Raw genomic sequence first — 23,082 nt, forward strand, 5'->3', positions numbered from 1 at the left:
CGTTCACTTCGATGAGGGATATATAGTCGATCACCCCCGCAGATAGCAGCGCTAAGACTTCACTCCACCCCTGCAAGCCGCGCATGGATCGTTGTGCCCTACGGAACTGCGGCGGCCGGCAGATGGATCGGCGGGAACAGCCAATGGGAGCGACTGCCCTGAAGGACGGATATGCCCAACCCCGGTCAAGTTGGACTGACCGGGGCCGAGCTACTTCGGACTTGGCGGAATAACGGACGCTTTAAACTCAGCGCATCATCGCGCCGACATTGCCGCCGTCGACCGTGAGCACCGCGCCTGTGCTGGTGCGCGCCTTGGCGAGGTGGACGAAGGCGGCAGCGACGTCCCGTGCCGTTACCTCACGTCGAACCAGGTTGCCGCGCATGTAGCTTTCCGGCGAAATGCCGCGCGCCTGGCTGCGCTCCTCGATCATCTGATCGGTCATCAGGCCGGTGCGAATGCGGTCGGCGTTGACCGCGTTCGAGGTGATGCCGTCGGCGCCATGTTCGACGGCATATTGACGCATCAGTGCCATCAACGCCGCCTTCGACGTGCCGTAAGGGCCGAAGTCGGGGCCGGGATTGACCGCCTGCTTCGAGACATTGAAGACCAGTGCACCGCCAGTTCTCTGGGCTTTCATGATCCGGACCGCGCTACGGGCAATATAGTGGTGCCCCCAGAAGTTCAGCGCGAAAGCCTTCTGGAAGACCTCCTCCGAAACATCGAGCAGGGCGCCCTGGAAGGCCGCACCGGCGTTCGAGATGACGATATCGATGCCACCGAAATGCCGGGCCACATCGGCGAGCGCCGCGTCGACCGCTTCGGGCTTCGTCACATCGCAGACGAGGCCGACACCACCGAGCCTTGCCGCTTCCTTCTGCAAGGTATCCTCGGCAAGGTCCAAGAGCGCGATCTCGGCGCCCTCGGCGTGCAGAGCCTCGGCAATCGCCAGCCCGAGGCCACCCGCACCACCGGTGATCACCGCGACCTGCCGGCTCAGCGGCTTCTCCGCCTGCTTCGTCAGCTTAACCTGCTCGAGCGACCAGTACTCGATGTCGAAGAGGTCCTCTTCCGACAATGCCTCGAAGCTCTCGATGCCTTCGGCATTGCGGATCACGGCAATCGTCGCCTCGGCAACGTCGGCGCCGACACGGGCGGCCTTCTTTGTCGGGCCGGCGGTAAACAGGCCGACACCGGCAACATAGAAGACACGCGGCATCGGATCGAGCATGCGCTTGATGCCGCCGACGCGCGCATTGTTGCGCTCGAAATAGGCGCGATACTCGTCCTTGTAGGTGGCGACGGCTGCGCGCACCTTGTCGGCCCAGCCGGCCATGTCGCCGGCAACGGGGGCGGGCAGCGCCACGCCAAAGCGCTTGATGTGGATGACGTGCTCAGGGGTCGCATTGCCGCGGTGAACCAGATCGGCAACATTCTCGGCATTGCAGAAATCGAGGACATCAGGGCCGGAGCGATGTTCCAGCACGAAGCGGCGCGGGCAGCCCTCGACGCCGCTGTCTATCGCGATGGCGCCGCGCAGAACCGGGGCGATCTGAGCTGCCGTGGCAAGCGGGGCCGCCGGCTGGACGACCATGAACGGACGCGGGTTGCCGCGGGCGATGCGGCGCTCGGCCTTGTCGATGGCGGCGATCATCTTCTCATAGGATTCACGCGGATCTTCCGACCAGGTGAAAATGCCATGCTTTAGCAGGATCATGCCGTCGGCGCCCGGATTGGCGCGGAACGCCTCGTCGCAGGCCTTGGCGAGATCGAAGCCCGGCATCACGTAGGGAACGATGATGGAATCGGGGAACAGTTCGCGCACCAGATCCTCGCCGTGCGGCTGATTGGTCAGCGACACGATCGCATTGGCATGGGTGTGGTCGATATGCCGAAACGGCAGGTTGGCGTGCAGGATCGCTTCGACCGAAGGGTTCGGCGCTGCAGGATCAAGCAGCAACCGGCGCTGCAGCATCACCATGTCGTCGTCGCTGAGTGTCGGGAACTTGACCATTGCCTGAAGCGGCTCCAGCCTGACGGCAGGCAGGCCCGCCGGTTCGATCGTGCCCATGTCCCAGCCGCTGCCTTTCACGCACAGAACGGCAATCTCGGAACCGTCCATCTCGGTAAACGTGGTCTTGACGGAGGTGTTGCCGCCGCCATGCAGTACCAGTTCGGGATCCGAGCCCAGAAGCCGTGTCGTGTAGGTGCGGATCGCTAGGTCCCGGTTGACGCCGGCGTTGACATAGCTATCGACGACACGGGCGAATTCGGTTTCTGACCATCTGGATTTCATAAAAGGCTCCTGTCTTCCCGCACTTGGCAGCGTTTTCCATGGGGTTTGAAAATCAAGTCCTGTCGTCAGCAGCCCTTGCTCGGCCTGCGCGCCGAACGGACGACCGTTCCCCGCACGCCGTGAGGACAAAACGGCGACGCTATCCGTCGGTCGGCTGCAGGCGGCAACCTGCGTCTGCGCCATCACGCCAAGGCTGCATGGCCTTGGGATTGCGGTCGACGTCGAGAGCGATCTGCAGCCGGTTTGTGGGGGCGGGAAAGACACCAAGCCGCGCTTTGCCGATTGGTTCGTTTCCAACCCACTGGCACGCGCCTATAGTCGAGCATTCCATCTCGGCGTCTCCCAAAACCTTCGTCGAGACAATTGCCACCATGCTGTGTCATGTGTCAACACGCATGGCAAATTTGTTTGACGGCGGACACTTTTTCCGCTTCAGGAGAAGCCATGACAATCCAGGGGAGCAGACGATGATGGATACGGCGCGGGGAAACCGGGCAGTCGGCGAAGGCATAGTCTTGCCTGCGGAGTTCGACGACGGCGTCGTCTGGGCTGCCTGGCTCTATTATGTCGACCAGCTCACCCAGAGCGAAATTGCCAAGATGCTCGGTGTATCCAGGGCAACGATCGTCAACTACCTGCAGGAAGCGCGCGAGCGTGGCCTGGTCAACATTCGCCTGAACACGGAAGTCGGCTCCCGGACTGGTATCGCACGGCGTCTGAAGGACAAGTTCGGCCTGGAGGGTGCGCTGGTCATTCCCGCCCTCGACAACAGCGACCTGGTGCAACGGCTTGGCGAGGCCGGTGCTCGCCTGCTTGCCGATATGGTTCAGCCAGGCGACACGATCGGCGTCGCCTGGGGCCGGACCGTGCTGGCCGTGGCCGACAGCATCTCGCTTCCCGAGCCGGTAGAGGGATTGACGGTGGTGCAGGTCTCCGGAAGCTCGATCGCCAATCCGGATTTCGCGCCTGAATTCTGCACATCCTTGATGTCGCGCCGCATCCACGCCCGCTGCATCAACCTGCTTGCGCCGGCCCTGCTGTCGACACCCGCCTTGAAGCAGGCGCTTCTGGCCGAACAGGTGCTGGTCAAGCAGTTCGAGCTCATTCATTCCTCCAACATCATCCTCTTCGGTGTCGGCGACATCGGCCCCGAGACGCTGATCCGCTCGGCCAATATCACCGGGCAGGAAGACATCGACGCCTACCAGGCCGGAGGAGCGGTCGGGGTGCTGATCTGCCGCTTCATCGACGCGGAAGGCCGGCCGGTGCGCGGTGATCTCGACAACCGCATGGTCGGCATCGAACTCAACGAGTTAAGCCAGGTGCCGCGGCGCCTGTGCGTCGCGGGTGGCGCCAGCAAGCTGACGGCCATCAGGGCGACGTTGAAGGGCGGCTACGCAACCCATCTGGTCACTGACATCGCGACGGCAGAGATGCTGCTGCAATAGTCGTGGCTGCTGCCCGATACAGGATCGGGCAGCAGCCACACGCGGGCATTGTTCATGAAGTCCCAGGTCGCCTCGAAAGAGGTGATCCCGGCGTCAGAGCCGAGACCCGTCGCCACGAGCGCGGCGGATGCCTGGGCGAACTTCAAGGCGGTTTCCGTCTCCATGCGATGATGAAGCCCGGCAATGAAGCCGGCATTGAAGGCGTCGCCGCAGCCGGTGGTGTCAACCACGTCGATCTCGAATGCCGGGAGGTGCAGGCTCTTACCGTCGGCATCGAGGAAGCAGACGCCGTCGCCGCCGAGCGTAAAGATGCAGTGCTTGACGCCGAGATCGGCAAAGAAACGGCCGGCATCCTCGGCGGTCTTCTGGCCGGAAATCAGCATCGCCTCCTCCACTGAAGGCATGAAATAGTCGATAAAGGGGAAAAGCGGCCGGATCAGCGACAGCGTGTTGTCGTTCGCGCCCAGGAGGTCGAAGGTCGTGGTTCTGCCGAAGCGCTTGGCTTCCTCGAGCAAAACGCGGCTGGGTTCGCCGTCGAGGCGATCGAGCAGCCCAGTGCCGCCGAGATGGACGATCGGCGGCGCCAGCACCCGCTCGCGCGCATCCGCGGGAATCTCGAAATGTCCGGAGGCGCCGCGTACGTGCAAAGCCGGCCGTTCGCCATTGCGGCGGATGTTGAGAATGCTCGCGGATGTCGGCACGCCGGCAATGCGCTGCATCTCCGACCGGTCGACACCGAAGCGGTCGAGCGTGGCGAGCACGAAGTCCGCCTTCTCATCGTCACCGACCGCACCGACCGCGAGGCAGTTCAGCCCGAGTTTGGCAAGGTCGACGACCGTACCGCCGGCAGTGCCCGCAACGGTCAAGCGGATCTCGTCGATGAATTCGACGTTGCCGCCGGACGGGATCCGGTCCACCGGTCGGCCGAGAATATCTAGAATGTAAAGTCCGATTACAGATACGTCGTGCGCCATGCACTCAACCTTCCCTACTGAATTGGTGACCGCGGATAGCAGTCCTTGACCCGCTGGACGACGGCCGAAGCCCGTTAGTCTTTTGCACGAAGCGAGAAGACGGTGCCGGCAAGAACGATGAAGACGCCGATAATGGCGAGCTGCCACGTGCTCGGAATGCCGACGAGAATGAGGACGTTGCTGACAAGCGTGATCAGCACCACGCCGAGCAACGTGCCGATCACGCTACCCGAACCGCCGGTGATGCGCGCACCGCCGAGAACGACCGCGGCGATGATCTCAAGCTCGGTTCCGGCAAGGTCGAACGGATTGGCAAGCCGGTTGCTCGCCACATGCATGATCCCGGCAATACCGGCCAGCAGGCCCGCATAGGCAAAGACGAAGATATGCACGGTGCGCAGATTGAAGCCGAGGCGTTCGGCGATGCCGGGATTGCCGCCGACCGCATAAACCGCCCGGCCCATCAAAGTACGCTCTAGGATCCACCAGGTCACCGCGGCCGCAACAGCGAGCACAAGCACGAAGGCCGGCAGCACCGAGATGGAGCCGTTGGCGCTTTGATGGGTGAAAAGCGCGAGTTTGCCGAACGCCTCCATCGAGCCCGGAATGTTCATGAACAGGGCAGTGCCGACAAAGGTCAGCAGGAAGCTGCGAATGACGTATTGCGTTCCGATCGTCACAATCAGCGACGGCGCGCGCAGCGCGTGGACGAGCACGCCGTTGAGCGCTCCGAAGCAGGCGCCGCCGGCGGCAGCGACCAGCAAAATCACCGGCATCGGCAACCCCGGCAGCAGGTTCGTGACCAGCATCGTCACCGTATACATGACGAAGGCGGCAATGGCGGTGAAGGAAACGTCGATGCCGCCGGACGCCAGCACCACCAGGACCCCGAGCGCGAACAGCCCGCGCACGACGGAAGCGCGCAGGATGTCGAACAGGTTCGACATCTGCCAGAAGTCCGTATTGATCGAGCCGACCACCAGGCAGACGAGCACGATCAGCGCAAAGGTCACGACCGGCGGATGACGCAGCAGCCAGCGCCAGGCGGAGCCAAGCGAAACCTTGTCGTTGCCAGCTGGGGTGGCCCCATTGAATGTCGTATCGGTCATTGCGGGGTCCTCACGGTCGTCTCTTCTACAAGGGCGCGGTAAAGCGCCTCTTCCTCCAGCGCCTCGGCCTGGAAGGTTTCCACCACTTCGCCTTTGCGCATCACCATGATCCGGTCGCAGTTCTGCAGAAGTTCGAGCAGGTCGTCGCTGATGATGATGACGCCCATGCCTTCGTCCGCGAGACGCTGGATGATCCGGTAGATCGTGTCCTTGGATCCGACATCGACGCCGACGGTCGGCCCGTGCAGGACCAGAAGCTTCGGATTGATGGTCAGCCAGCGGCCGATAAGCACGCGCTGCTGGTTGCCGCCCGACAGCGACTGCACCGGGTTGGCGACATCCGGCGTGACCACCTGCAGGTCTTCGACCGAGCGCTTCGCCAGCGCGCGGCTGCGGCGGCCGTCCAGGATGCCGAAGGCGCCGCGCAGGCGATCGAGCACCGGCACGACAATGTTCTCTTCGATCGGCTTCTCGAGAAAGAGACCTTCCGAAAGGCGATCCTCGGGGACGTAGCCGATGCCGGCATCAATGGCGTCGGCGGGCTTGCGGGGCGTCACATCCTTTCCATTGAGGCGGATGCGTCCGGTATCGGCTGGAGCGACGCCGGCAATCGCCCGGGCCAGCTCGTTGCGGCCGGAATCCAGAAGCCCGGTGATACCGACGATCTCGCCGCGGCGCATGGAGAAGGAAACATTGGCGAAGGCATCCTTCAGCGACAGCGCGTCGACGACAAGCAGATCCTCGCCGAACTTCGGCGCCGAACGATAGCGCGCCTCGTCCAGCACCTTGCCCGTCATCCAGAAGCCGAGTTCGGCCTTGGTGTGATCGGCGATGTCGCATTCGGCGACCTTCTGGCCGTCGCGCATGATGACGGCGCGCCCGCCGATCGACTTGCACTCGTCGAGCTTGTGGGTGACGAACAGCACCGCGACGCCCTTGGCGCGCAGTCGGTTGACGATGCCGATGAGATTATCGACTTCGTGCTTCGTCAGTGCCGTCGTCGGCTCGTCCAGGATGACGAGGCGCGCATCGGAAGCAATGGCGCGCGCAATGGCAATGAGCTGACGCGTGGCCATCGGCAGCTCGTCCGTGCGGGTCGAAAGAAAGGCGCGGGTCGTCGGCAGGTTCACGGCCGCGAGCGCCCGTTCCGCCGTCTGGCGCATTCGTCCGAGATCAAGCCGCCGGGCAAGCTTGCCGGAGGCTGCGACCAGTTGCTGCGTCAGGCCGACATTTTCGGCGACGGACAGGTTGGGCAGCAGAGAAAAGTCCTGATAGACGGTCTCGATCCCGGCCGCGAGCGCGGCAACCGGTGTGAGATGGCCCACGGGCTTGCCATCGATCAGCAGTTCGCCGGCATCGGCCGGCTGCGCGCCGGAAATGATCTTGATGAGCGTGCTCTTGCCGCAGCCATTCTCGCCCATGAGATGGTAGATCTGTCCGGGCTCGATCGAAAAGCTGACCCCTTTCAGCGCGCGAACGCCGCCAAAGCGTTTCTGGACATCGCGAATTTCCAGATAGGGAATTGCGGCTTTCGAGGTTTCGCCGCCGGGATGCGGCGCGCCGGCTTCGTGCTTGAGCTGCATGGCACTGTCCTGACCAAAAAGAACGGGCCTGCTGCACGTTTCCTTGGATCGCCATAGATCCAGGAGACGATTGCAGCAGGTCTAAAGCGTTACAGTGTTTCTGGCGCATCACATTCGACGCGCGACGCTGTAGCGGCACTCGACGCGCAACGCCGGGCCCATTGTCAGGCCCGGCATCGCCATCATCTCGACCCAATCAGAACGGGTACTTGGCGTAGTTCGACTTGTCGACGTCGACCCATGCCTGGCCGACCACGATCACGCCGTCGCCGGCACCCTTCTTGACGGTGACCTTTTCGTAGCCGGCAACGCCGAGGTCCATGCCGTCCTTCAGTTCCTCGTCCTTCAGCACCATGTCGGCGACCTTGTTCATGACGTAGCCGGCATCCTTCGGATCCCAGAAGCTGATGCCGTCGACAGCGCCCGATTCGAGGTAGGAGCCGGTGTCCTTGGGCAGGCCGATGCCGAATACGCAGGTCTTGTCCTGCAGGCCGGCTTCCTCGACGGCACGGCCGATGCCGATGACGTCGATGGCCGAACCGCCCTGGAAGCCCTTGATGTCGGGGTACTTGCGCAGGATCTCGCGCGCCTTTTCATAGGCGCGGTTAGCATCGTTGAAGGATTCATTCTTCTCGGAGACCAGTTCCATCTCGGGGTATTTCTGGGCGTTTTCCGAACCGCCATCGGCCCACTGCACATGGGTCAGGCTGCCGAGCGAGCCGACGAAGGAGGTCCACTTGCCGGACTTGCCCATGCATTCGGCGATCTTGTCGTTGAAGCGCGCGCCAAAGACCTTGTTGTCGAAGGCTTCGATGTCGACGAGCGTGTTCTTCATATTATCGGCTTCATGGGTGATGACCTTGATGCCGCGCTGGGCGGCGCGCTTCAACACGCCTTCGAGGGCGGAAGCATCCATCGGCACGACGGCGATCGCGGCAACCTTCTTGGCAACCAGATCTTCGATCAGACGGCCCTGCTGGGCTGCGTCGGCCTTGCCCGGGCCGACCTGGCTGGTGGCTACACCGGGGTTTTCCTTGCCATAGGCATCGACGCCTTCGTTCATGCGAGTAAACCAGTTTTCGCCCGTGACTTTCACCACCGTGACGATGCTGGGGGTTTCCTCGGCAATGGCAGCCGTGGTTGCAGTCAGTGCTCCAAGCGCGACGGCGCAGGCAGCGAATTTACGAATGGCAAGCATGCATTCCTCCCAAAGAACCTTCGAATTTTGACAGATCGACCGGCGTGCGAAGGCATCTCGCCGGCCCTGGAACTTGGATCAGCCGCGCAATGCCTTGAACCAGGCCTTGGCGTCGAAGCCGGATGTCGCGAGAAAGACGAGCAGAAGCACGCCCCAGGCGAGGTCGCGGAAGAAGTTGGAAATGTCCATGAAGTTGAACAGGCTCGACAGGATCTGCAGCGACGTCGCCGACAGGACGACACAGATCACCCGGCCATAGCCGCCCTCAGGGCGAACGCCCGCCATGACGGCGATGAGAATGGCGATCAGCACGTAGGAATTGCCGTAGTCCCACTTCACGCTCGAGGTGCGCGCGGCGATCACGATGCCGGCGACCGACGCAAGCACGCCGCAGGCGGTATAGGTCAAAAACAGGATGCGCTTTTCCGCAATGCCGGCATAGCGCGCGGCCTTGGCATTGTTGCCGAGCAGCAGGAGCCTGAGGCCGAACGGGCTGTAGCGCAGCACGCCGCCGAGGATGAGAGCAATCAGTAAGAAGAGCGCAAAGCACAGCGGCACGCCGAGAACCGGTGTGTTACCGAAGGCGTCGAGCGGCTCGATGAAGCCGAGGCCCAGCGCCGAACCGTTGGTGAAAGCGATCGCAAGGCCGGTAAAGAACAGCTGCGTGCCAAGCGTGGCGATGATCGGCGTCAAGCCGGCGCTCGAAATCAGAAACCCATTCAGCATTCCGCCAACTAGGCCGACGAGCAGTGCTATGCCGGCAAAGCTCCAGCTGAACAGCAGCGGCGCGTCATCGGGCGAAACCGTGTCGCGCAGCACGAGATAAGCGATGACACCCGAAAGGTTGGCAAGGGCGATGCCCGACAGATCGATGCCGCCATTGCCCGAGATCATCGCCAGCATCACGCCGAGCGCGAGAAGCCCGAGCTCGGGGACTTGGCCCGCCATGGATTGCAGGTTGTAGATGTCGAGGAAACTGGCACCGACCAACACGCCGCCCGCTACCAGCACAGCAACGTTGACGACGGCCAAAAATGCCAACTGGCGATCAACCCGAAATTCCAAAGCGCGCCCTCCGTCATTGTCGTTCGCAGGCAAGCGCAATCACGGCTCCCAGCGTGCTCCTAGGCACGCTCCGTGAGCGCGCACCCGGACCTCTTTCGAGTTCGGATGCCGCGACGGCCGACCTGATGAGGTCGGCGATGACATTTGCCAAAGACTGTTGTGTATTGTCAACACCAATCTATCACGGCCGGCTTATTTATCTGAAAAGTTTGGCGTTTCCCCCAGCAGAGAACAGTCCCCGTGCCGCAATTTTCGGCGCGCATTCCGCGCATGAGGAGAAAATGAACGACGTCGAGAGCTAACGACGTCAAGGGCTCGTGACTTATGAAGCTACCAGCGCCACGTGCGATCCGCTCTTTAGCGGCCCTGCGTCGTCGCGCTGATAAGAAAAAACCCGAGTTCGAGGAGATGCACCCTTGTCGACGGCTCTGTCGTGATGGAGAAATCCTGTTCGCCGTGTGCAGGCTCTGGTCGTGCAGCACGATAATTATGTCGTAGACAGGCTCTAATCGCAGCGCCGCAAATCCTAAAATCCGGCTTCAGTTTCAATCAGGGTCGCAATCAATGGCAGAGTTTCCTCAAAAGGCGAAGGTCGTAATCATCGGGCTGGGTGGCATCGTTGGTGCCTCGATCGCGCATCACCTGATCGAGCGCGGTTGGGACGACATCGTCGGCATCGACAAGTCCGGCATCCCGACCGATATCGGCTCGACGGCGCACGCGTCCGACTTCTGCTATACGACCAGCCACGATTATCTTTCGGTTTGGACGACGCAGTATTCGATCGACTTCTTCGAGAAGATGGGTCACTACGCCCGCATTGGCGGCCTGGAAGTCGCGCGTACCGGCGACGATGTCTGGATGGAAGAGATCAAGCGCAAGCTTTCCTCCGCCAAGGCCTTCGGCACCCGCGCCCACTATGTTTCGCCCGCGGAAATCAAGAAGATGTTCCCGCTGATCGAGGAAGATCAGGTCATGGGCGGCATGTTCGACCCGGATGCCGGCCTCGTCATCCCGCGCTCGCAGACAGTTGCTGGCAAACTGGTCGATGCGGCCGAGAGATCCGGAAAGCTCCAGATCTTCGGCAACACGCCGGCAACGTCGCTCATCGTCGAGAACGGCCGCATCAAGGGCGTCGTCACCCATCGCGGCACGATCATGGCCGACCATGTCGTCGTCTGCGCCGGCATCTGGGGCCGCCTGATCGCCGAAATGGTCGGCGAGGATCTGCCGGTGATGCCGGTCGACCATCCGCTCACCTTCTTCGGCCCGTATAACGAATTCGAAGGCACCGGCAAGGAAATCGGCTTCCCGCTCCTGCGCGACCAGGGCAACTCCGCCTATATGCGCGACACCGGCGATCCGAAGACCACCGAAGGTGGCCAGATCGAGTGGGGCTATTACGAGACCACCAACCCGCGCCTCTGCCATCCGCGCAACATTCTCGAAAAGCACGAGGCACGCCTGTCGCCCTCGCAGCGCGACCTCGATATGGAGCAGATCATCGAGCCGCTCGAGCGCGCCATGGAACTGACGCCGATCCTCGGCGAACTCGGCTATAATGAAGGCCATTCCTTCAACGGCCTGCTGCAGGTCTCGGCCGCCGGCGGCCCCTCCTGCGGCGAGAGCCAGAAGGTGCGCGGCCTCTGGTACTGCGTCGCCATCTGGGTGAAGGACGGTCCCGGCTACGGCAAGCTGATCGCCGACTGGATGACGGACGGGCGCACTGAGATCGACCACGCCTCGATCGACTATTCTCGCTTCTACCCGCACCAGCTGGAGGAGAAGTTCATCGAGGGCCGCTGCTTCGAGGCGGCGCAGAAGATCTACTATCCGGCCGTGCACACGCGCGAGCCCTATGCCAGCGGCCGCAACGTCAAGCGCTCGCCCTTCTACGAGCGCGAGAAAGAGCTCGGCGGCTACTTCATGGAACTCGGTGGCTGGGAGCGCGCCCATGGCTACGCCGCCAACGAGCACCTCCTGGCAAAATACGGCAACCGCGTTCCAGTGCGCCAGAACGAGTGGGACAGCCGCCATTTCTGGCGCGTGTCCAACGCCGAACATCTGGCGATGAGCGAGGATTGCGGTATCGTCAACCTCTCGCACTTTCATATGGTTGACATCGAAGGCCCTGACCACGTCGAGTTGCTGGAGTGGCTTTGCGCCGCCAAGATCGGCGGCGACGGCAATATCGGCAAGGGCATCTACACGCACTTCCTCGACGACGAAGGCATGGTGCGAGCCGACTTCACCGTCTTCCGCATGGCCGACCGCTGCCGTCTCGTGAACGGCGCCGATGCCGGCCCACGCGACTTTCAGTACATGCGCCGCGTCGCCGAAGATCGCGGACTCAACGTCACCATCACCGACGTTTCGGAGAGGTTCGTTACCATCGGTATCTGGGGGCCCAACGCCCGCGAAACGCTGAAGAAGGTGGTTGCCGATCCGGCCGGCCTCGATCTCGAGAACTTCGCTTTCGCTGCGATCAAACCGATCGAAATCGCCGGCAGGAAGGTCACCGCCTTCCGCATCTCCTATGTCGGCGAGCAGGGCTGGGAGTTGCACATGAAATATGAGGACGGCCTCGCCGTCTGGGACGCACTGCGCTCAACCGGCGTCATGGCCTTCGGCGTCGAAACCTATGCAAACTCGCGCCGTATGGAAAAGAGCCTGCGCCTGCAGAATGCCGATCTTCTCACACAGTACAACCTCATCGAGGCCGATCTGGCTCGTCCGAAGGTGAAGGACGTGGACTTCCGCGGCAAGGCGAAACATCTTGAATACAAGGCACGTGAGCACCAGCCGGCCATGCTCTGCACGCTCATCCTCACGGAGAATACCGATAGAAACGGCGTGAAGCGCTACCCGGTCGGCAGCCTGCCGGTCATGGACCCGGAAACCGGCGCGGTGCTGGTCGACGAACTCGGCCGCCGCTCCTATACCACCTCCATCGCCTACGGCCCGACGATCGGCAAGAACATCGCGCTTGCCTATTTGCCTTGGTCCCACTGCCAGGTCGGCCGCAAGCTGAACGTCGAATACTTCGCCGAGACCTACCCCGTCGAAGTCGCCGGCGTCGGCTACAAGCCACTCTACGACCCGGAGAACCTGAAGCCGCGGAGCTGAGATTTTACAACCCCTCGGCCCACCCGCGGTGGACGTCCCGTCACGCGCCTGCTTGATTCAAGCGGGCGCGTTCGTTTTTGGCGTTCGTTCATTACGCCTGCGCCCCTGGAATTTGTCTGTTGTTCGGATACCGGAGCCGCCAGTGTGCGAAGGACATGACGTTGGTAAACTTTGAGCCGGCGCGCTTTGCCATCAGCCTTTGTGCGGGCGGCGGCAACGTCATCGGCAGGCGAGATCGTCGGGTTCTGGACGATGCTTGGTGCAGCCGTCCTGCTTCAAAATGTCGTAGACACTCCTCCAGCCGGCGCCATCAATTCGGAGCGTCCATCCTGATCGGGTAGTCAATCGATAGACGATGGGTTGTGCAAAGTTTGAGTTGACCGTTTCCGATGGCGAGGCGACACTTGCAACCTGCAGCAAGACAGGAGGAAAATGATGGCCGAGCCAGATCCCTGGCGCCACATGGCAAGCGCGCCGAAAAACGGCAGTCGGATCCTCGTTACGATCCGCCCGTCCGAACAGGGGGCGGCAGAAGTTGACCTCGCGTATTGGTCGAATGGCGATCAGTTCGGTGCAGAAGGCTGGCGCGCCTCTGATTCCTCGCCCGGCCGCATCATCGAATACGCCGAGCCCGAATTGAAGTGCTGGATGCCGATGCCCTCGGCCAATCTCAATCGCACCTCGATGCCCTCACCCTGGGAAGGCGAAGACGAGCGAGAGCTCGACGGGTCAGGGATTTAAGAACTCGCGCCGCCATGTTGCGCTTCCTCGTACACGACGGGGTCAAAAGGACTTTTGAGACGTGTGCTTGCAGCCTGTGGAACGCCTAATCTCAATCCGACGTAAAGGTCGCCTTGGGTAGAATTGAACCACTGCCCCTTGGCCCGTCTGTTACGAATGTCTGTCGTAGCATTAGACCGCCGGAACCAGTGGCTATCCTAGCCAGAAACGCCGCACCGTTGCGCATAGGCCTCCATCTCCGGCTTCAGCCCGGCAAATGCCGAGAGCACGTGCATCTTGAGTTGCAGCGCTGCTGGCCCAGGCGGCATCAGTTTTGATTGCACGAAGCCAAGCGCGCGCGGCACACCGCTCGGCAGGATGGGTAACGCGGTGATGTTGTCGGTTTCCCGCCGGGCGAAGACCACGCCGAAGGGCAGCACTGCGAGGCTGTCAGAATGGGCGAGATGGGCGAGAATGCCGGCGAGCGAGGCGCCGGAGAAATTGATGCGCACATGCTCGGCGCCCAGATTGACTAGCGCGGTTCTGAGATCGGCGCTCAGCGGACTTCCGGCAGGTGGCTCGATCCAGGGATACCGCAGCAGGTCGGCAGGCAGGAGCCTGTCCGATGCAAGAAGCGGATGTCCCGAGCGACAGGCAACCACATTGCGGCCTGTCAGGATCGGGTCGAAGGTCAGATCGCTATCTGCATCGAAGACCTCGACCGGACAGATCGCGAGGTCCAGCTGCCCAGCTCTGATCTTTTCGGCAAGGCTCGTCGTGTAACCATAGACCTGCTCGATTCTAACGTTCGGCCTTGTCCGCTGGAATTGGCCGACCATCGCCGAGACCAGCGCGTCCATGAAAAACGGCGTGCCGCCGATCCTGATATCGCCGCGCTCGCCACGCCTGAATGACTGGGCCACGTCGCTCGCTCGCGCCGTTGCGCGCCGTACCGCTGCACCGAGATCGACAAGATCCCGACACATGGGAGTGGGCTCCATCGGGCGGCGGTTGCGCAGAAACAACGGCTCACCCAGCCGCTTTTCCAGAAAGGCGACCGTGCGTGACAAGCCGGGCTGCGTCATTCCCAGCATTTCCGCCGCCTCGGACATGCCGCCGGCATCGACGATCGCCCAGAGCTGTAGCAGATGGCGCGGATCAATCTGCAAGAGGAGATTCTCCCAAGTTCCGTGTTCCGCTTACAACATAACATAATGGTATGTTATCTGGAGATATCATTATTCGAATTCACCTTCGTCCGTCGCTACTGTTTTCCTCGAGATGGAGCCGCAAGCGATTTCGCGGCCCCGTTCAGGGAGGAACCGATGAGGGAATTCGACTATCAGGGGTCCCCGGCAAGAATTAGGTTCGGCACCGGCGCCCGGGCGGGGGTGGCAGAAGCTGTTGAAGCTTTGGGCTGCAAGCGTGCCCTCGTGCTCTCCACACCGCAGCAAGCCAACGATGCCGGTGCCATCGTCAGCCTTTTGGCGGATCGCGCCGCCGGATTGTTCACGCAGGCGACTATGCACACGCCGGTCGAGATCACCGAACTGGCGCTCAAGGCCATGCGCGACAACGACGCCGACTGCACCGTCGCTTTCGGCGGCGGCTCGACTACCGGGCTCGGCAAAGCGATCGCCTATCGCCTCGACACGCCTCAGATCGTCATACCCACAACCTATGCCGGCTCGGAGGTCACACCCATCCTTGGGCAGACTCAGGCGGGGCGCAAGGAGACGGTACGTGCAGCGTCGATTCTGCCGGAACTGGTGATCTATGATCCGGAACTCACGCTCAGCCTGCCGGTCCCAATGACGATGACCAGCGGCCTAAACGCCATGGCCCACGCCGCCGAGGCACTCTACGCTCGCGATCGTAACCCGATTTCCTCGCTGATGGCGACGGAAGGCCTGAGAGCCCTCGCTGAGGCCCTACCGCGCATCGCTATGGCGCCGCGGGATCTGTCGGCCAGAAGCGATGCACTCTACGGCGCCTGGCTTTGCGGCACTGTTCTTGGCACAGTCGGCATGTCGTTGCATCACAAGCTCTGCCATGTGTTAGGGGGGTCCTTCGATCTGCCGCATGCGGAGACCCATGCGATCGTTCTGCCCCACGCAATCGCCTACAACGCGGCCGCCGCTGCCGACGAACTTCTGCCGCTGAGCGCGATTTTCGGGGAAACGTCCCCCGGTGCGGCAATACACGGTTTTGCGGTCAAGATCGGCGCCCCGACAGCCCTCAGGGAGATCGGTTTTCGGGAGGAAGATATCGGCCGCGCCGCGGAGATCGCCACAGCGAACCCCTATTGGAACCCGCGGGAAGTGACACGGGCCGATATTCACGCGCTGCTCGCCGCGGCATGGCGGGGCGACGCGCCCTGAACGCGCGCGCCGAGACATATCTGCAAAACGGGAGGATAACATGAATCAATCCAAGGCATCGTCGCCTGTGGTGCACCGGCAAGTGGCCGTTATCGGTTGCGGGCCTGCGGGCCTGACTGCCGCCTCGCTCCTCGGACAAGCCGGCCATAATGTCATCGTCATCGAGCGCTGGCCCGAACCCTACGGCCTGCCCCGCCTCAGCCATATCGACGGCGAGACGGCACGCCTGGTAGCCTCGGCCGGGAATATCGGTCATGCCCTTCGCGACGCGCAGGCGATCGACACCTACCACTACCTCGACGATCAGGGAAACATTCTGATCGATCTGGACTGGAAGGGGCAGCAATGCGGTTTTCCCGCCCATATCTCGATCTTCCAGCCGGAAATTGAGGACGCGATCTATTCCCGCGCACAGCCTCTGCCGAACGTCGAGTTCCTACGCGGCTGGGAAGTCTCCAAGCTCGAGCAGAGTGCGGACAAGGTCGTTCTGGAAGCCCAACCCTGGGACGGTTCGTGGAAGGCGGTTTCTGACGGGGGCGATCCAGTCCGCAGGATCGAGGTGGACTATGTGATCGGCGCGGATGGCGCCAACAGTTTCACGCGCCGCGCACTCGGCATCGCGCGTCACCAGTACGGCCATCATGAACGTTGGCTCAATCTTGATTCCGAATACGTCAAGGATCTCGGCGACCGCTTTGCCATTACCTCGATCTATTGCGACCCGGCACGGGCGCACATGTACATGCCGATCGGCAAATCCCGCGTGCGTTTCGAGATGCGCGTGCTGCCGGGCGAGGAAACCAGCTACTGGGAAGACATCAAGAACGGCCTTGCCTGGCTCAGCGAGCAGCATGGCATCGGGCTCGACGAAATCCGGCCGATCCGCAACGTTGTCTATACATTTGACCCCGCGATCACAAAAAGCTGGAAGGAAGGCCGGGTCATGCTGGTGGGCGATGCCGCCCACACGATGATGCCCTATATGGGCCAGGGCGCCTGTTCGGCCATTCGCGACAGCGCCAATCTTGCATGGAAGCTGGACCTCGTGTTGCGGGGCAAAGCCGAGCCGGAGCTTCTCGATACCTATGAAGCGGAGCGGCGCCCGCATGTCACGCAGATCACCAAGACCTCGACCATGCTCGGCAAGGTCGCCAACGAGGACGACCCGGCGAAGGTGGCTGAACGCAATGCACTCTTCCTGTCCGGAAACATGCCGCCGCCCCCGCCCTTCCCCAAGATCGAGACCGGCGTGGTGCATGTGGAGCCCGATGGTAACCTCCTCACCCCCACCGGTGCACCAACGCCACAGGGCCTCGTGCGCGCCGGCGGCCGCGAAGGCTTGATGGACGACGTGGTGGGGCGCGGCTTCCTGATCGTCAGCCGGACCGACCCGAGCCTCCATCTGGATCCCGCGACCCACGCTTTCTTCGACGCCATCGGCGGTCGCTGGATCGTCGTCGGCGACACCGATGCTGCGCCCGATCAAGTCGCAGATCTTGACGGCGTGCAACTGGCGTTTCTGGAGAGAAATGGTTTCGCCGCCTATCTGCGCCGTCCCGATTTCCTGATGTATGGTGCAGTCCGGGATCTCTCCGATCTCCCCACCCTGCTGCGCGGCCTTCGCGACAGGCTGCACTGGCTGCGTCAGCCTGTACCCACCTTTGAGACCACCATGGAGGCACGGGCATGACCGAGGACTCGGTCATCAAGGCGAACCTTGCCCATCAGCGGGCCATGCCACTGACGCGGCTTCTCGACTGCGGCATGGACCCAGGGGATGCGCGCCGGCTTCATGCCCGCATCTCGGAGGGCGAGCCCTGGGATGCGGTGGCAGAAACCATCGCCACCGAGCGCCTGCAACACGCCGACCGGGCCGAGGCTGAAGGAAACATCGTCACCGCCGGCGAGGCACGGCAGCGCGGCATCGCCGCGCTGGTCTTCGCCCAGATGGCCTTCAATTTCGACGAACCCCGCAAGGTCGCGCTGTATCGCAGGCTGGTCGCCGCCTGTCGGAAGCTCACCCCTGTCTTCGGCCTGCCCTTCGAGCGGGTCGAGACCGGATATTCGGGAAAAAGCCTGATCGGCTGGCTGGTGCGCCCCGCAAGCGGAAGTGCAAACGGCACCGTCATCCTGTTCGGCGGCCAGAGCGGCTGGGGCATCGCCTATCTGCCAATCGCCCGGGAGCTGGCGCGCCGCGGGCTTGCCACCCTTCTCGCCGAAGGCCCCGGCCAGGGCGAGACCCGCATCGAGCAAGGCCTTTATCTTCAGGCGGGGGTCGAGGCCGCCTATAACCGCTGGGTCGATGTCATCCTGGACGATCCGAGCCTCGGCGCGCCGGGCATCTGGGGCAACAGCTACGGCGGCCTGTGGGCGGCACGCACTGCGGGCAGCGACAGCCGCATCCGCGCCTGTTGCGTCAACGGCTCCTTCGCCCACCCCGCCATCCTGCCCTTCCGCACGGCCTTCGAGCAGAGCGCGGCAATGATCGGCACCGAGGATCGAGCGATGATTGAGGCGGTCATGGAAAAGCTGCGTTTCGATCCGGCGCGGAACAGAATCGCCTGCCCGCTTCTCGTCCTGCACGGAGGCGCCGATCCGCTGGTGGCACTGGAGGACCAGCAACCCTTCCTCGATGCCGCGACGGGCGAGGGCGCCCTCCGCGTCTGGCCGGACGGTGAGCACACGATATACAACCACAGCTTCGAGCGGACGGCACTCGTCGGCGACTGGTTCGCCGCACGGCTCGACCGATCCGCCTGACAGGGAGCGATTGATGCGCCGTTATTTCACTGAGGAACACTCCGCCGAGACTGTGAACGGCAGGATTGGCGTAGACGTGGCACCACGCATGCGTCAGGTCATGGCGAGCCTCGTTCGACATCTGCATGATTTTATCAAGGACGTGGAGTTGACCCAGCGGGAATGGGAGTTGGCCGTTGATTTCCTCACCCGCGCCGGCCAGACCTGTACCGACACACGGCAGGAGTTTATCCTGCTCAGCGACGTCCTTGGGCTTTCCATGCTGGTCGACGCCATCGGCAACCGTCGTCCCGAAGGCGCGACGGAGAACACCGTCTTCGGCCCGTTCCACGTCGCCAACGCGCCGATCCGGGCGATGGGGGAAAGCATCAGTCTGGACGGTAAGGGCGAAAGCTGCCTGTTCCACGGCCGGGTGATTGATCTCGACGGCAACGCAATAGACGGGGCAACAATCGACGCCTGGTCAGACAATGCCGATGGCTTCTACGACGTTCAGCAGCCGGACCTGCAGCCGAAATGGAACAACCGCGGACGCTTCGTCACGGGCGCCGACGGCGCCTACAGCTTCGTCGGTATCAAGCCTGTCAGTTATTCCATTCCCGACGACGGGCCTGCTGGGGACCTGTTGGAGGCGCTCCATCGCCACCCCTGTCGCCCGGCCCACATGCATTTCCTTGTAACTGCTCCGGGCCACCAGAAGATTGTCACCCACATCTTCACCGGCGGCGACCCCTTCCTCACTTCCGACGCCGTTTTCGGTGTCAAATCCTCCCTGATCGCTGATTTCGAGCGCATCGACGGCGCGACCTCGTGGCAGGCCGCATTCGATTTCGTCATGGTGCAGGAGGACAAATTCGAACATCGCAGTTGCAGCAACGTCAGATAGTCGTGAACTGTAGCTTTTGAGTGAGGTCGAACACGGACCCCGCCGGCAGCTTGGGAGAATAATGAGCGTACCAAGCGACGGTAGCAGCGCTGCCAGAGCCCGTTCGCGCGCGGCTTGACCGGTTAAAAGCCTCGTCTCGGAGGATCAGCATCGCGACGGCCAACGGCCGGGATCCGGGAGGCCTAGGCCCGGCAAGCCGCTCCGTTTGATTGAGGGATCGCAGACCACGAGGTTTTCGAGACCTCGCCCCTGACTTCCGCGCTCTGACCAGCGACCGAGCAATGTCGATGATGTCGTCCCGGGCCGCGGTTGGATCGTGCTTACTCAAGGCGACCCCGAGCCCAAGCCTGAAGTCGACACCCCCTCATCTTCCGGAGCGCTCAATTGCGGCTGGGCGGATCGAGCGATCGTGCTCCTCGAATTTTCAGTGAAATGGCGCTCGGTGAACGACAGGTTCTGACGCGAGAACGAGATGATCTTCTCGCACTTCAGATTCTCGATGCCGATCTCGCTTCTGGCCAACGGCACGACATAGGGGTCACGTACGGACCAGGCTTCTCGTCGGTGCACGCATCGGCGTTCGGTCCTAAACCATCGAATTGATCGAGAAGTCAGAAGCGGTAGGGTCGATCCAACTCAACAGGCCGCGCCGCGCCGCCGAGGCCGCAGATTGCACCCTTGTCCACATTCTCTCTGGGGCTCTAGAGAAACATGACGGACCTCTTCTCGGGCAACGACGTCCTCGAGCATGTCACAGCACGTCCTGACCTATGGCTTCGTCTTTCCGCAGATCTTGGCTTTACTTCAAAGCAATTCTCCGCAGTTCCCTTTCGATATCTAATATAGATTTCAAATTAAATTGCCTCCATTTGGAAGCTTAATTCGGAGTTGATTTACGCAATTAGTTAAATAGATTTGATGCTTGGTGATCTTATTCGAGTGATCGCAAGTATTGGCATAAGTCTATCGAAAGGGATGGCGAGATGGCAAAGATCGTAGGCTCGTACTCAAACGATGCTTTGAAAGGCTCGGAGGAAACCGACTACATCTGGGGCTTGCCCGGCAGCGATACGATCGATGGGGGCGGCGGCGACGATTTTGTCGATGGTGGGGCTGAAAGCGACACCCTGACAAGTTCGAACGGCTACGATCGCCTCGACGGCGGTGCCGGTGATGACCAGATCGTTCTCACCGGGACCGGCGGCGCAGTTACCGGAGGCAGCGGCTATGACGGCCTTGTCGTCGACTTCTCGCAAAGCGCAGACCGGATGGTCTTCAACGGTGCCAGCGGCCATGGCTATGTTGGCGACCCGAGCGCCACAAACCGGCACATCTTCTTCCACGATATCGAGTGGCTGCGCCTGCTCGCCGGCAGTGGTGACGACCGGATCACCGGAACTGCCAGGGGCGATCGGATTTCGACCGGTGCCGGCAACGACGTCGTCAATGCGGGCGCGGGACAGGACATCATCACCAATACGGGTGGTCACGACCGTATCGACGGCGGTGATGGAAATGACCGCTTCGTGCTTGTCGGGACGGGCAGCACCGTTTTCGGCGGTGCCGGAGACGATACGCTGGCCGTCGACCTCTCGGCGTCAGCCGCTCCGGTCGTGTTCAACCTGGAGAATGGTCACGGCATCATCGGATACGGGACGCAGGAGGAGCGGCATCTCTTCATCCAGTATCAGGATGTCGAGCGGATTGTGCTGACGACGGGACGCGGAAGCGATCATATTACGGGTAGCGCACTTGGCGACGTTATCGAGACGGCTGGCGGCAACGATTTCGTCGACGCCGGCGCGGGCGATGACATGATCACCGACGGGCTCGGTGCCAACCGTCTTTTTGGCGGCGACGGCCGCGACCAGATCGTCTCGACACTCTACTCCGCCGAGATCGATGGCGGCGCCGGCCAGGACTGGCTCTATATCAAGGAGACGCAGAGCACGAGCGACCTCACCGTCGATTTCGCTGCCGGTGAGGCCTCGACCGGCACGGTGTTGCGCGGCATAGAGGAGGCAAGCCTCGCGCTTGGCAGCGGCAACGATCGGGTCATCGCGGGTGATCTTACCTATCTCGTGGTCGATGCCGGCGCGGGAAACGATCATCTCGAAGGCGGTGCCGGGCGTGACCGGTTCGATGGCGAGGAGGGCAACGACTACATCGATGCCGGCGTCGGAGACGACATGATAGAGACGGGCGCTGGCGATGACGTGGCTTTTGGCGGCGACGGCAGGGATACGCTTGCCAATGACGGCGGCAGCGACGTGCTCGATGGCGGCGCCGGCGATGACTGGCTGCAGGACACCTTTCCCGGCAGCGGCACCCTTGGCGTCGCGTCGATTCTGCGCGGCGGCGCGGGCAACGACACGATCAATGCCCGTTACCTCGGAGAGGTCGATGGCGGCGAAGGCCGGGATCTGTTGAACCTCAACTATGGCGGCTTGCCGCAGGCAACCGACTTCGACGCGACACGCGGCGCAACACACACCGGCTTGGCCTTCACCAATGTTGAGTACTTCAACGTCTCATCCGGGCGCTACGACGACGTGCTGCGCGGCGGCGACGACAATGACACCCTCTATTCGTCGAGCGGCAACGATATCCTCGATGGGCGTGGTGGGGACGACACGCTGAGGGGCGCCTCGGAAAACGACCAGCTTTTCGGCGGCGACGGTGCGGATTTTCTCGACGGCGGCTCGCAGGACGACCTGTTGAGTGGCGGCAATGGCGCCGACCTGTTGAAGGGCGACAGCGGCGCCGACACGTTTCTGTGGTCGTCGGAAACCTCCGGCCAGGCGGGCCTCGATCACATTCTCGATTTCGTTGGCAGGCAGGGCGATCGGATCGCCTTTTCCGAAGAGGCCCAGGACGCCACAGGCATTCACAGCTATGCCGATTTTCTTGCCGCCGCCAGCGATACGACCGACGGCTTGTTCATCGCCTTCAACGGCTCCGATGTCGAAGGCATTCTGATTGAGCATGTTTCGCTCTCGGCTCTCATGGAAGGCGATGTCGTCTTCGGCCTCGGCTGACGGCACGCTAGGCCTCAGCTTTCCGGGGGCCCGCATTCGCCTGCAGCCGCGGCTTCGTTGGCCACCGTGGTCAGGCGTCCATCGATGGGATGACGCCGCCGGTCCATACGCCGTGTCGAGGTCGTGGATGACCGCGAGGAGCCGGGATGCCATGGTTCGCCGATCACGACATTGTTGCCGCCCGCGGCCCTGCCTGCAAGCCAGCATCGGAGCGCAAACATGGTTCTGCGATCCACAATCTCCCTGGCAGAAAGGAACCGTCGAAAACACCAACAGACGGGCCAGGAAATGGCTATCGAGAGAGGTCGATCCCCTGTCGCTCAGCGACTGCGATCTAACCGATATCTGCAATCATCTGAACGCAACACCGCGCAAATGCCTCGGCTACAAAACACCCGCCGAGGTCTTCCGCCAGAAACGCTCACGCAGATCAGGCGCACCCGTCAGCCTCTCAAAGCGCGCAGGTCGCGGTTCAGCGTGAACGCAAAGCGCATTGAA

General features: G+C 62.3%; 15 protein-coding genes and 2 pseudogenes. 10 read left to right on the forward strand and 7 right to left on the reverse strand.

Going from position 1 to position 23,082, the window contains the following annotated elements; all coding sequences use genetic code 11:
- Positions 1-247 precede the first annotated feature (247 nt).
- Positions 248-2,296 (reverse strand): bifunctional aldolase/short-chain dehydrogenase, encoded by a 2,049-nt coding sequence (locus ASD00_RS15140; RefSeq protein ID WP_057207388.1) that lies wholly within the window; start codon positions 2,294-2,296, stop codon positions 248-250.
- Between the two features lie 467 nt (positions 2,297-2,763).
- On the opposite strand from ASD00_RS15140, the gene ASD00_RS15150 reads away from it, so the two are divergent.
- Positions 2,764-3,744: a sugar-binding transcriptional regulator gene (locus ASD00_RS15150; RefSeq protein ID WP_244445454.1), complete on the forward strand. Its 981-nt coding sequence runs from the start codon at positions 2,764-2,766 to the stop codon at positions 3,742-3,744.
- Here the strand turns inward: ASD00_RS15150 and ASD00_RS15155 are convergent.
- From ASD00_RS15155 to ASD00_RS15175, 5 genes are all read right to left on the reverse strand, one after another.
- Complete coding sequence (locus tag ASD00_RS15155) at positions 3,690-4,718, reverse strand: sugar kinase (RefSeq protein WP_082523573.1); 1,029 nt, start codon at positions 4,716-4,718, stop codon at positions 3,690-3,692. The genes ASD00_RS15150 and ASD00_RS15155 overlap by 55 nt on opposite strands.
- Positions 4,719-4,792: 74 nt before the next feature.
- Positions 4,793-5,827: an ABC transporter permease gene (locus tag ASD00_RS15160; RefSeq protein WP_057207390.1), complete on the reverse strand. Its 1,035-nt coding sequence runs from the start codon at positions 5,825-5,827 to the stop codon at positions 4,793-4,795.
- Positions 5,824-7,410 carry a sugar ABC transporter ATP-binding protein gene (locus ASD00_RS15165; protein WP_082523574.1) on the reverse strand — a complete coding sequence of 529 codons (1,587 nt, stop codon included), beginning with the start codon at positions 7,408-7,410 and terminating at the stop codon, positions 5,824-5,826. The genes ASD00_RS15160 and ASD00_RS15165 overlap by 4 nt, the downstream gene beginning before the upstream one ends.
- A gap of 196 nt (positions 7,411-7,606) precedes the next feature.
- Entirely contained in the window at positions 7,607-8,608 is a 1,002-nt protein-coding gene (locus ASD00_RS15170; RefSeq protein WP_057207391.1) for a substrate-binding domain-containing protein, read from the reverse strand.
- A gap of 78 nt (positions 8,609-8,686) precedes the next feature.
- Positions 8,687-9,673, reverse strand: a complete 987-nt coding sequence (locus tag ASD00_RS15175) for an ABC transporter permease (protein ID WP_025428242.1) — start codon at positions 9,671-9,673, stop codon at positions 8,687-8,689.
- A 564-nt stretch (positions 9,674-10,237) separates the two neighbouring features.
- Here ASD00_RS15175 and ASD00_RS15180 point away from each other — a divergent pair.
- Positions 10,238-12,799 carry an FAD-dependent oxidoreductase gene (locus tag ASD00_RS15180; RefSeq protein WP_057207392.1) on the forward strand — a complete coding sequence of 854 codons (2,562 nt, stop codon included), beginning with the start codon at positions 10,238-10,240 and terminating at the stop codon, positions 12,797-12,799.
- Between the two features lie 435 nt (positions 12,800-13,234).
- The gene (locus tag ASD00_RS15185; RefSeq protein WP_025428240.1) at positions 13,235-13,540 is read left to right on the forward strand and encodes a hypothetical protein; all 306 of its coding nucleotides are present in this window, start codon (positions 13,235-13,237) and stop codon (positions 13,538-13,540) included.
- Positions 13,541-13,737: 197 nt separating this feature from the next.
- On the opposite strand, the gene ASD00_RS15190 is transcribed toward ASD00_RS15185, so the two are convergent.
- The gene (locus ASD00_RS15190) at positions 13,738-14,688 is read right to left on the reverse strand and encodes a LysR family transcriptional regulator (protein WP_057207393.1); all 951 of its coding nucleotides are present in this window, start codon (positions 14,686-14,688) and stop codon (positions 13,738-13,740) included.
- Positions 14,689-14,844: 156 nt separating this feature from the next.
- Here ASD00_RS15190 and ASD00_RS15195 point away from each other — a divergent pair, with 156 nt between their 5' ends.
- The 7 genes and pseudogenes from ASD00_RS15195 to ASD00_RS41660 form a co-directional block, all read left to right on the forward strand.
- A complete protein-coding gene (locus ASD00_RS15195) occupies positions 14,845-15,900 on the forward strand; it encodes a maleylacetate reductase (RefSeq protein WP_057207394.1) in 1,056 nt (351 codons plus the stop codon).
- 40 nt (positions 15,901-15,940) lie between these two features.
- Positions 15,941-17,590 (forward strand): bifunctional 3-(3-hydroxy-phenyl)propionate/3-hydroxycinnamic acid hydroxylase, encoded by a 1,650-nt coding sequence (locus tag ASD00_RS15200; protein ID WP_057207395.1) that lies wholly within the window; start codon positions 15,941-15,943, stop codon positions 17,588-17,590.
- Positions 17,587-18,660: a prolyl oligopeptidase family serine peptidase gene (locus ASD00_RS15205; protein WP_057207396.1), complete on the forward strand. Its 1,074-nt coding sequence runs from the start codon at positions 17,587-17,589 to the stop codon at positions 18,658-18,660. The genes ASD00_RS15200 and ASD00_RS15205 overlap by 4 nt, the downstream gene beginning before the upstream one ends.
- A 13-nt stretch (positions 18,661-18,673) precedes the next feature.
- Positions 18,674-19,546, forward strand: coding sequence for a dioxygenase (locus ASD00_RS15210; RefSeq protein WP_057207397.1), 873 nt, complete (start codon positions 18,674-18,676; stop codon positions 19,544-19,546).
- Between the two features lie 560 nt (positions 19,547-20,106).
- A pseudogene (locus ASD00_RS41655) lies at positions 20,107-20,238 on the forward strand (transcriptional regulator); the annotation flags it as partial.
- Between the two features lie 291 nt (positions 20,239-20,529).
- Positions 20,530-22,584 carry a calcium-binding protein gene (locus tag ASD00_RS15220; RefSeq protein WP_057207399.1) on the forward strand — a complete coding sequence of 685 codons (2,055 nt, stop codon included), beginning with the start codon at positions 20,530-20,532 and terminating at the stop codon, positions 22,582-22,584.
- A gap of 193 nt (positions 22,585-22,777) precedes the next feature.
- A pseudogene (locus tag ASD00_RS41660) lies at positions 22,778-23,065 on the forward strand (hypothetical protein); the annotation flags it as partial.
- Positions 23,066-23,082 lie beyond the last annotated feature (17 nt).

Origin of the sequence: Ensifer sp. Root31 (genome assembly GCF_001424825.1) — a bacterium.
GTDB lineage: Bacteria > Pseudomonadota > Alphaproteobacteria > Rhizobiales > Rhizobiaceae > Ensifer > Ensifer canadensis.

What these genes read in the sequence shown, in the direction of transcription:
- ASD00_RS15140 (WP_057207388.1), bottom strand. Translation starts at nt 2,296, where the DNA reads ATGAAATCCAGATGGTCAGAAACCGAATTCGCCCGTGTCGTCGATAGC.
- ASD00_RS15150 (WP_244445454.1), top strand. Translation starts at nt 2,764, where the DNA reads ATGATGGATACGGCGCGGGGAAACCGGGCAGTCGGCGAAGGCATAGTC.
- ASD00_RS15155 (WP_082523573.1), bottom strand. Translation starts at nt 4,718, where the DNA reads ATGGCGCACGACGTATCTGTAATCGGACTTTACATTCTAGATATTCTC.
- ASD00_RS15160 (WP_057207390.1), bottom strand. Translation starts at nt 5,827, where the DNA reads ATGACCGATACGACATTCAATGGGGCCACCCCAGCTGGCAACGACAAG.
- ASD00_RS15165 (WP_082523574.1), bottom strand. Translation starts at nt 7,410, where the DNA reads ATGCAGCTCAAGCACGAAGCCGGCGCGCCGCATCCCGGCGGCGAAACC.
- ASD00_RS15170 (WP_057207391.1), bottom strand. Translation starts at nt 8,608, where the DNA reads ATGCTTGCCATTCGTAAATTCGCTGCCTGCGCCGTCGCGCTTGGAGCA.
- ASD00_RS15180 (WP_057207392.1), top strand. Translation starts at nt 10,238, where the DNA reads ATGGCAGAGTTTCCTCAAAAGGCGAAGGTCGTAATCATCGGGCTGGGT.
- ASD00_RS15185 (WP_025428240.1), top strand. Translation starts at nt 13,235, where the DNA reads ATGGCCGAGCCAGATCCCTGGCGCCACATGGCAAGCGCGCCGAAAAAC.
- ASD00_RS15195 (WP_057207394.1), top strand. Translation starts at nt 14,845, where the DNA reads ATGAGGGAATTCGACTATCAGGGGTCCCCGGCAAGAATTAGGTTCGGC.
- ASD00_RS15200 (WP_057207395.1), top strand. Translation starts at nt 15,941, where the DNA reads ATGAATCAATCCAAGGCATCGTCGCCTGTGGTGCACCGGCAAGTGGCC.
- ASD00_RS15205 (WP_057207396.1), top strand. Translation starts at nt 17,587, where the DNA reads ATGACCGAGGACTCGGTCATCAAGGCGAACCTTGCCCATCAGCGGGCC.
- ASD00_RS15210 (WP_057207397.1), top strand. Translation starts at nt 18,674, where the DNA reads ATGCGCCGTTATTTCACTGAGGAACACTCCGCCGAGACTGTGAACGGC.
- ASD00_RS15220 (WP_057207399.1), top strand. Translation starts at nt 20,530, where the DNA reads ATGGCAAAGATCGTAGGCTCGTACTCAAACGATGCTTTGAAAGGCTCG.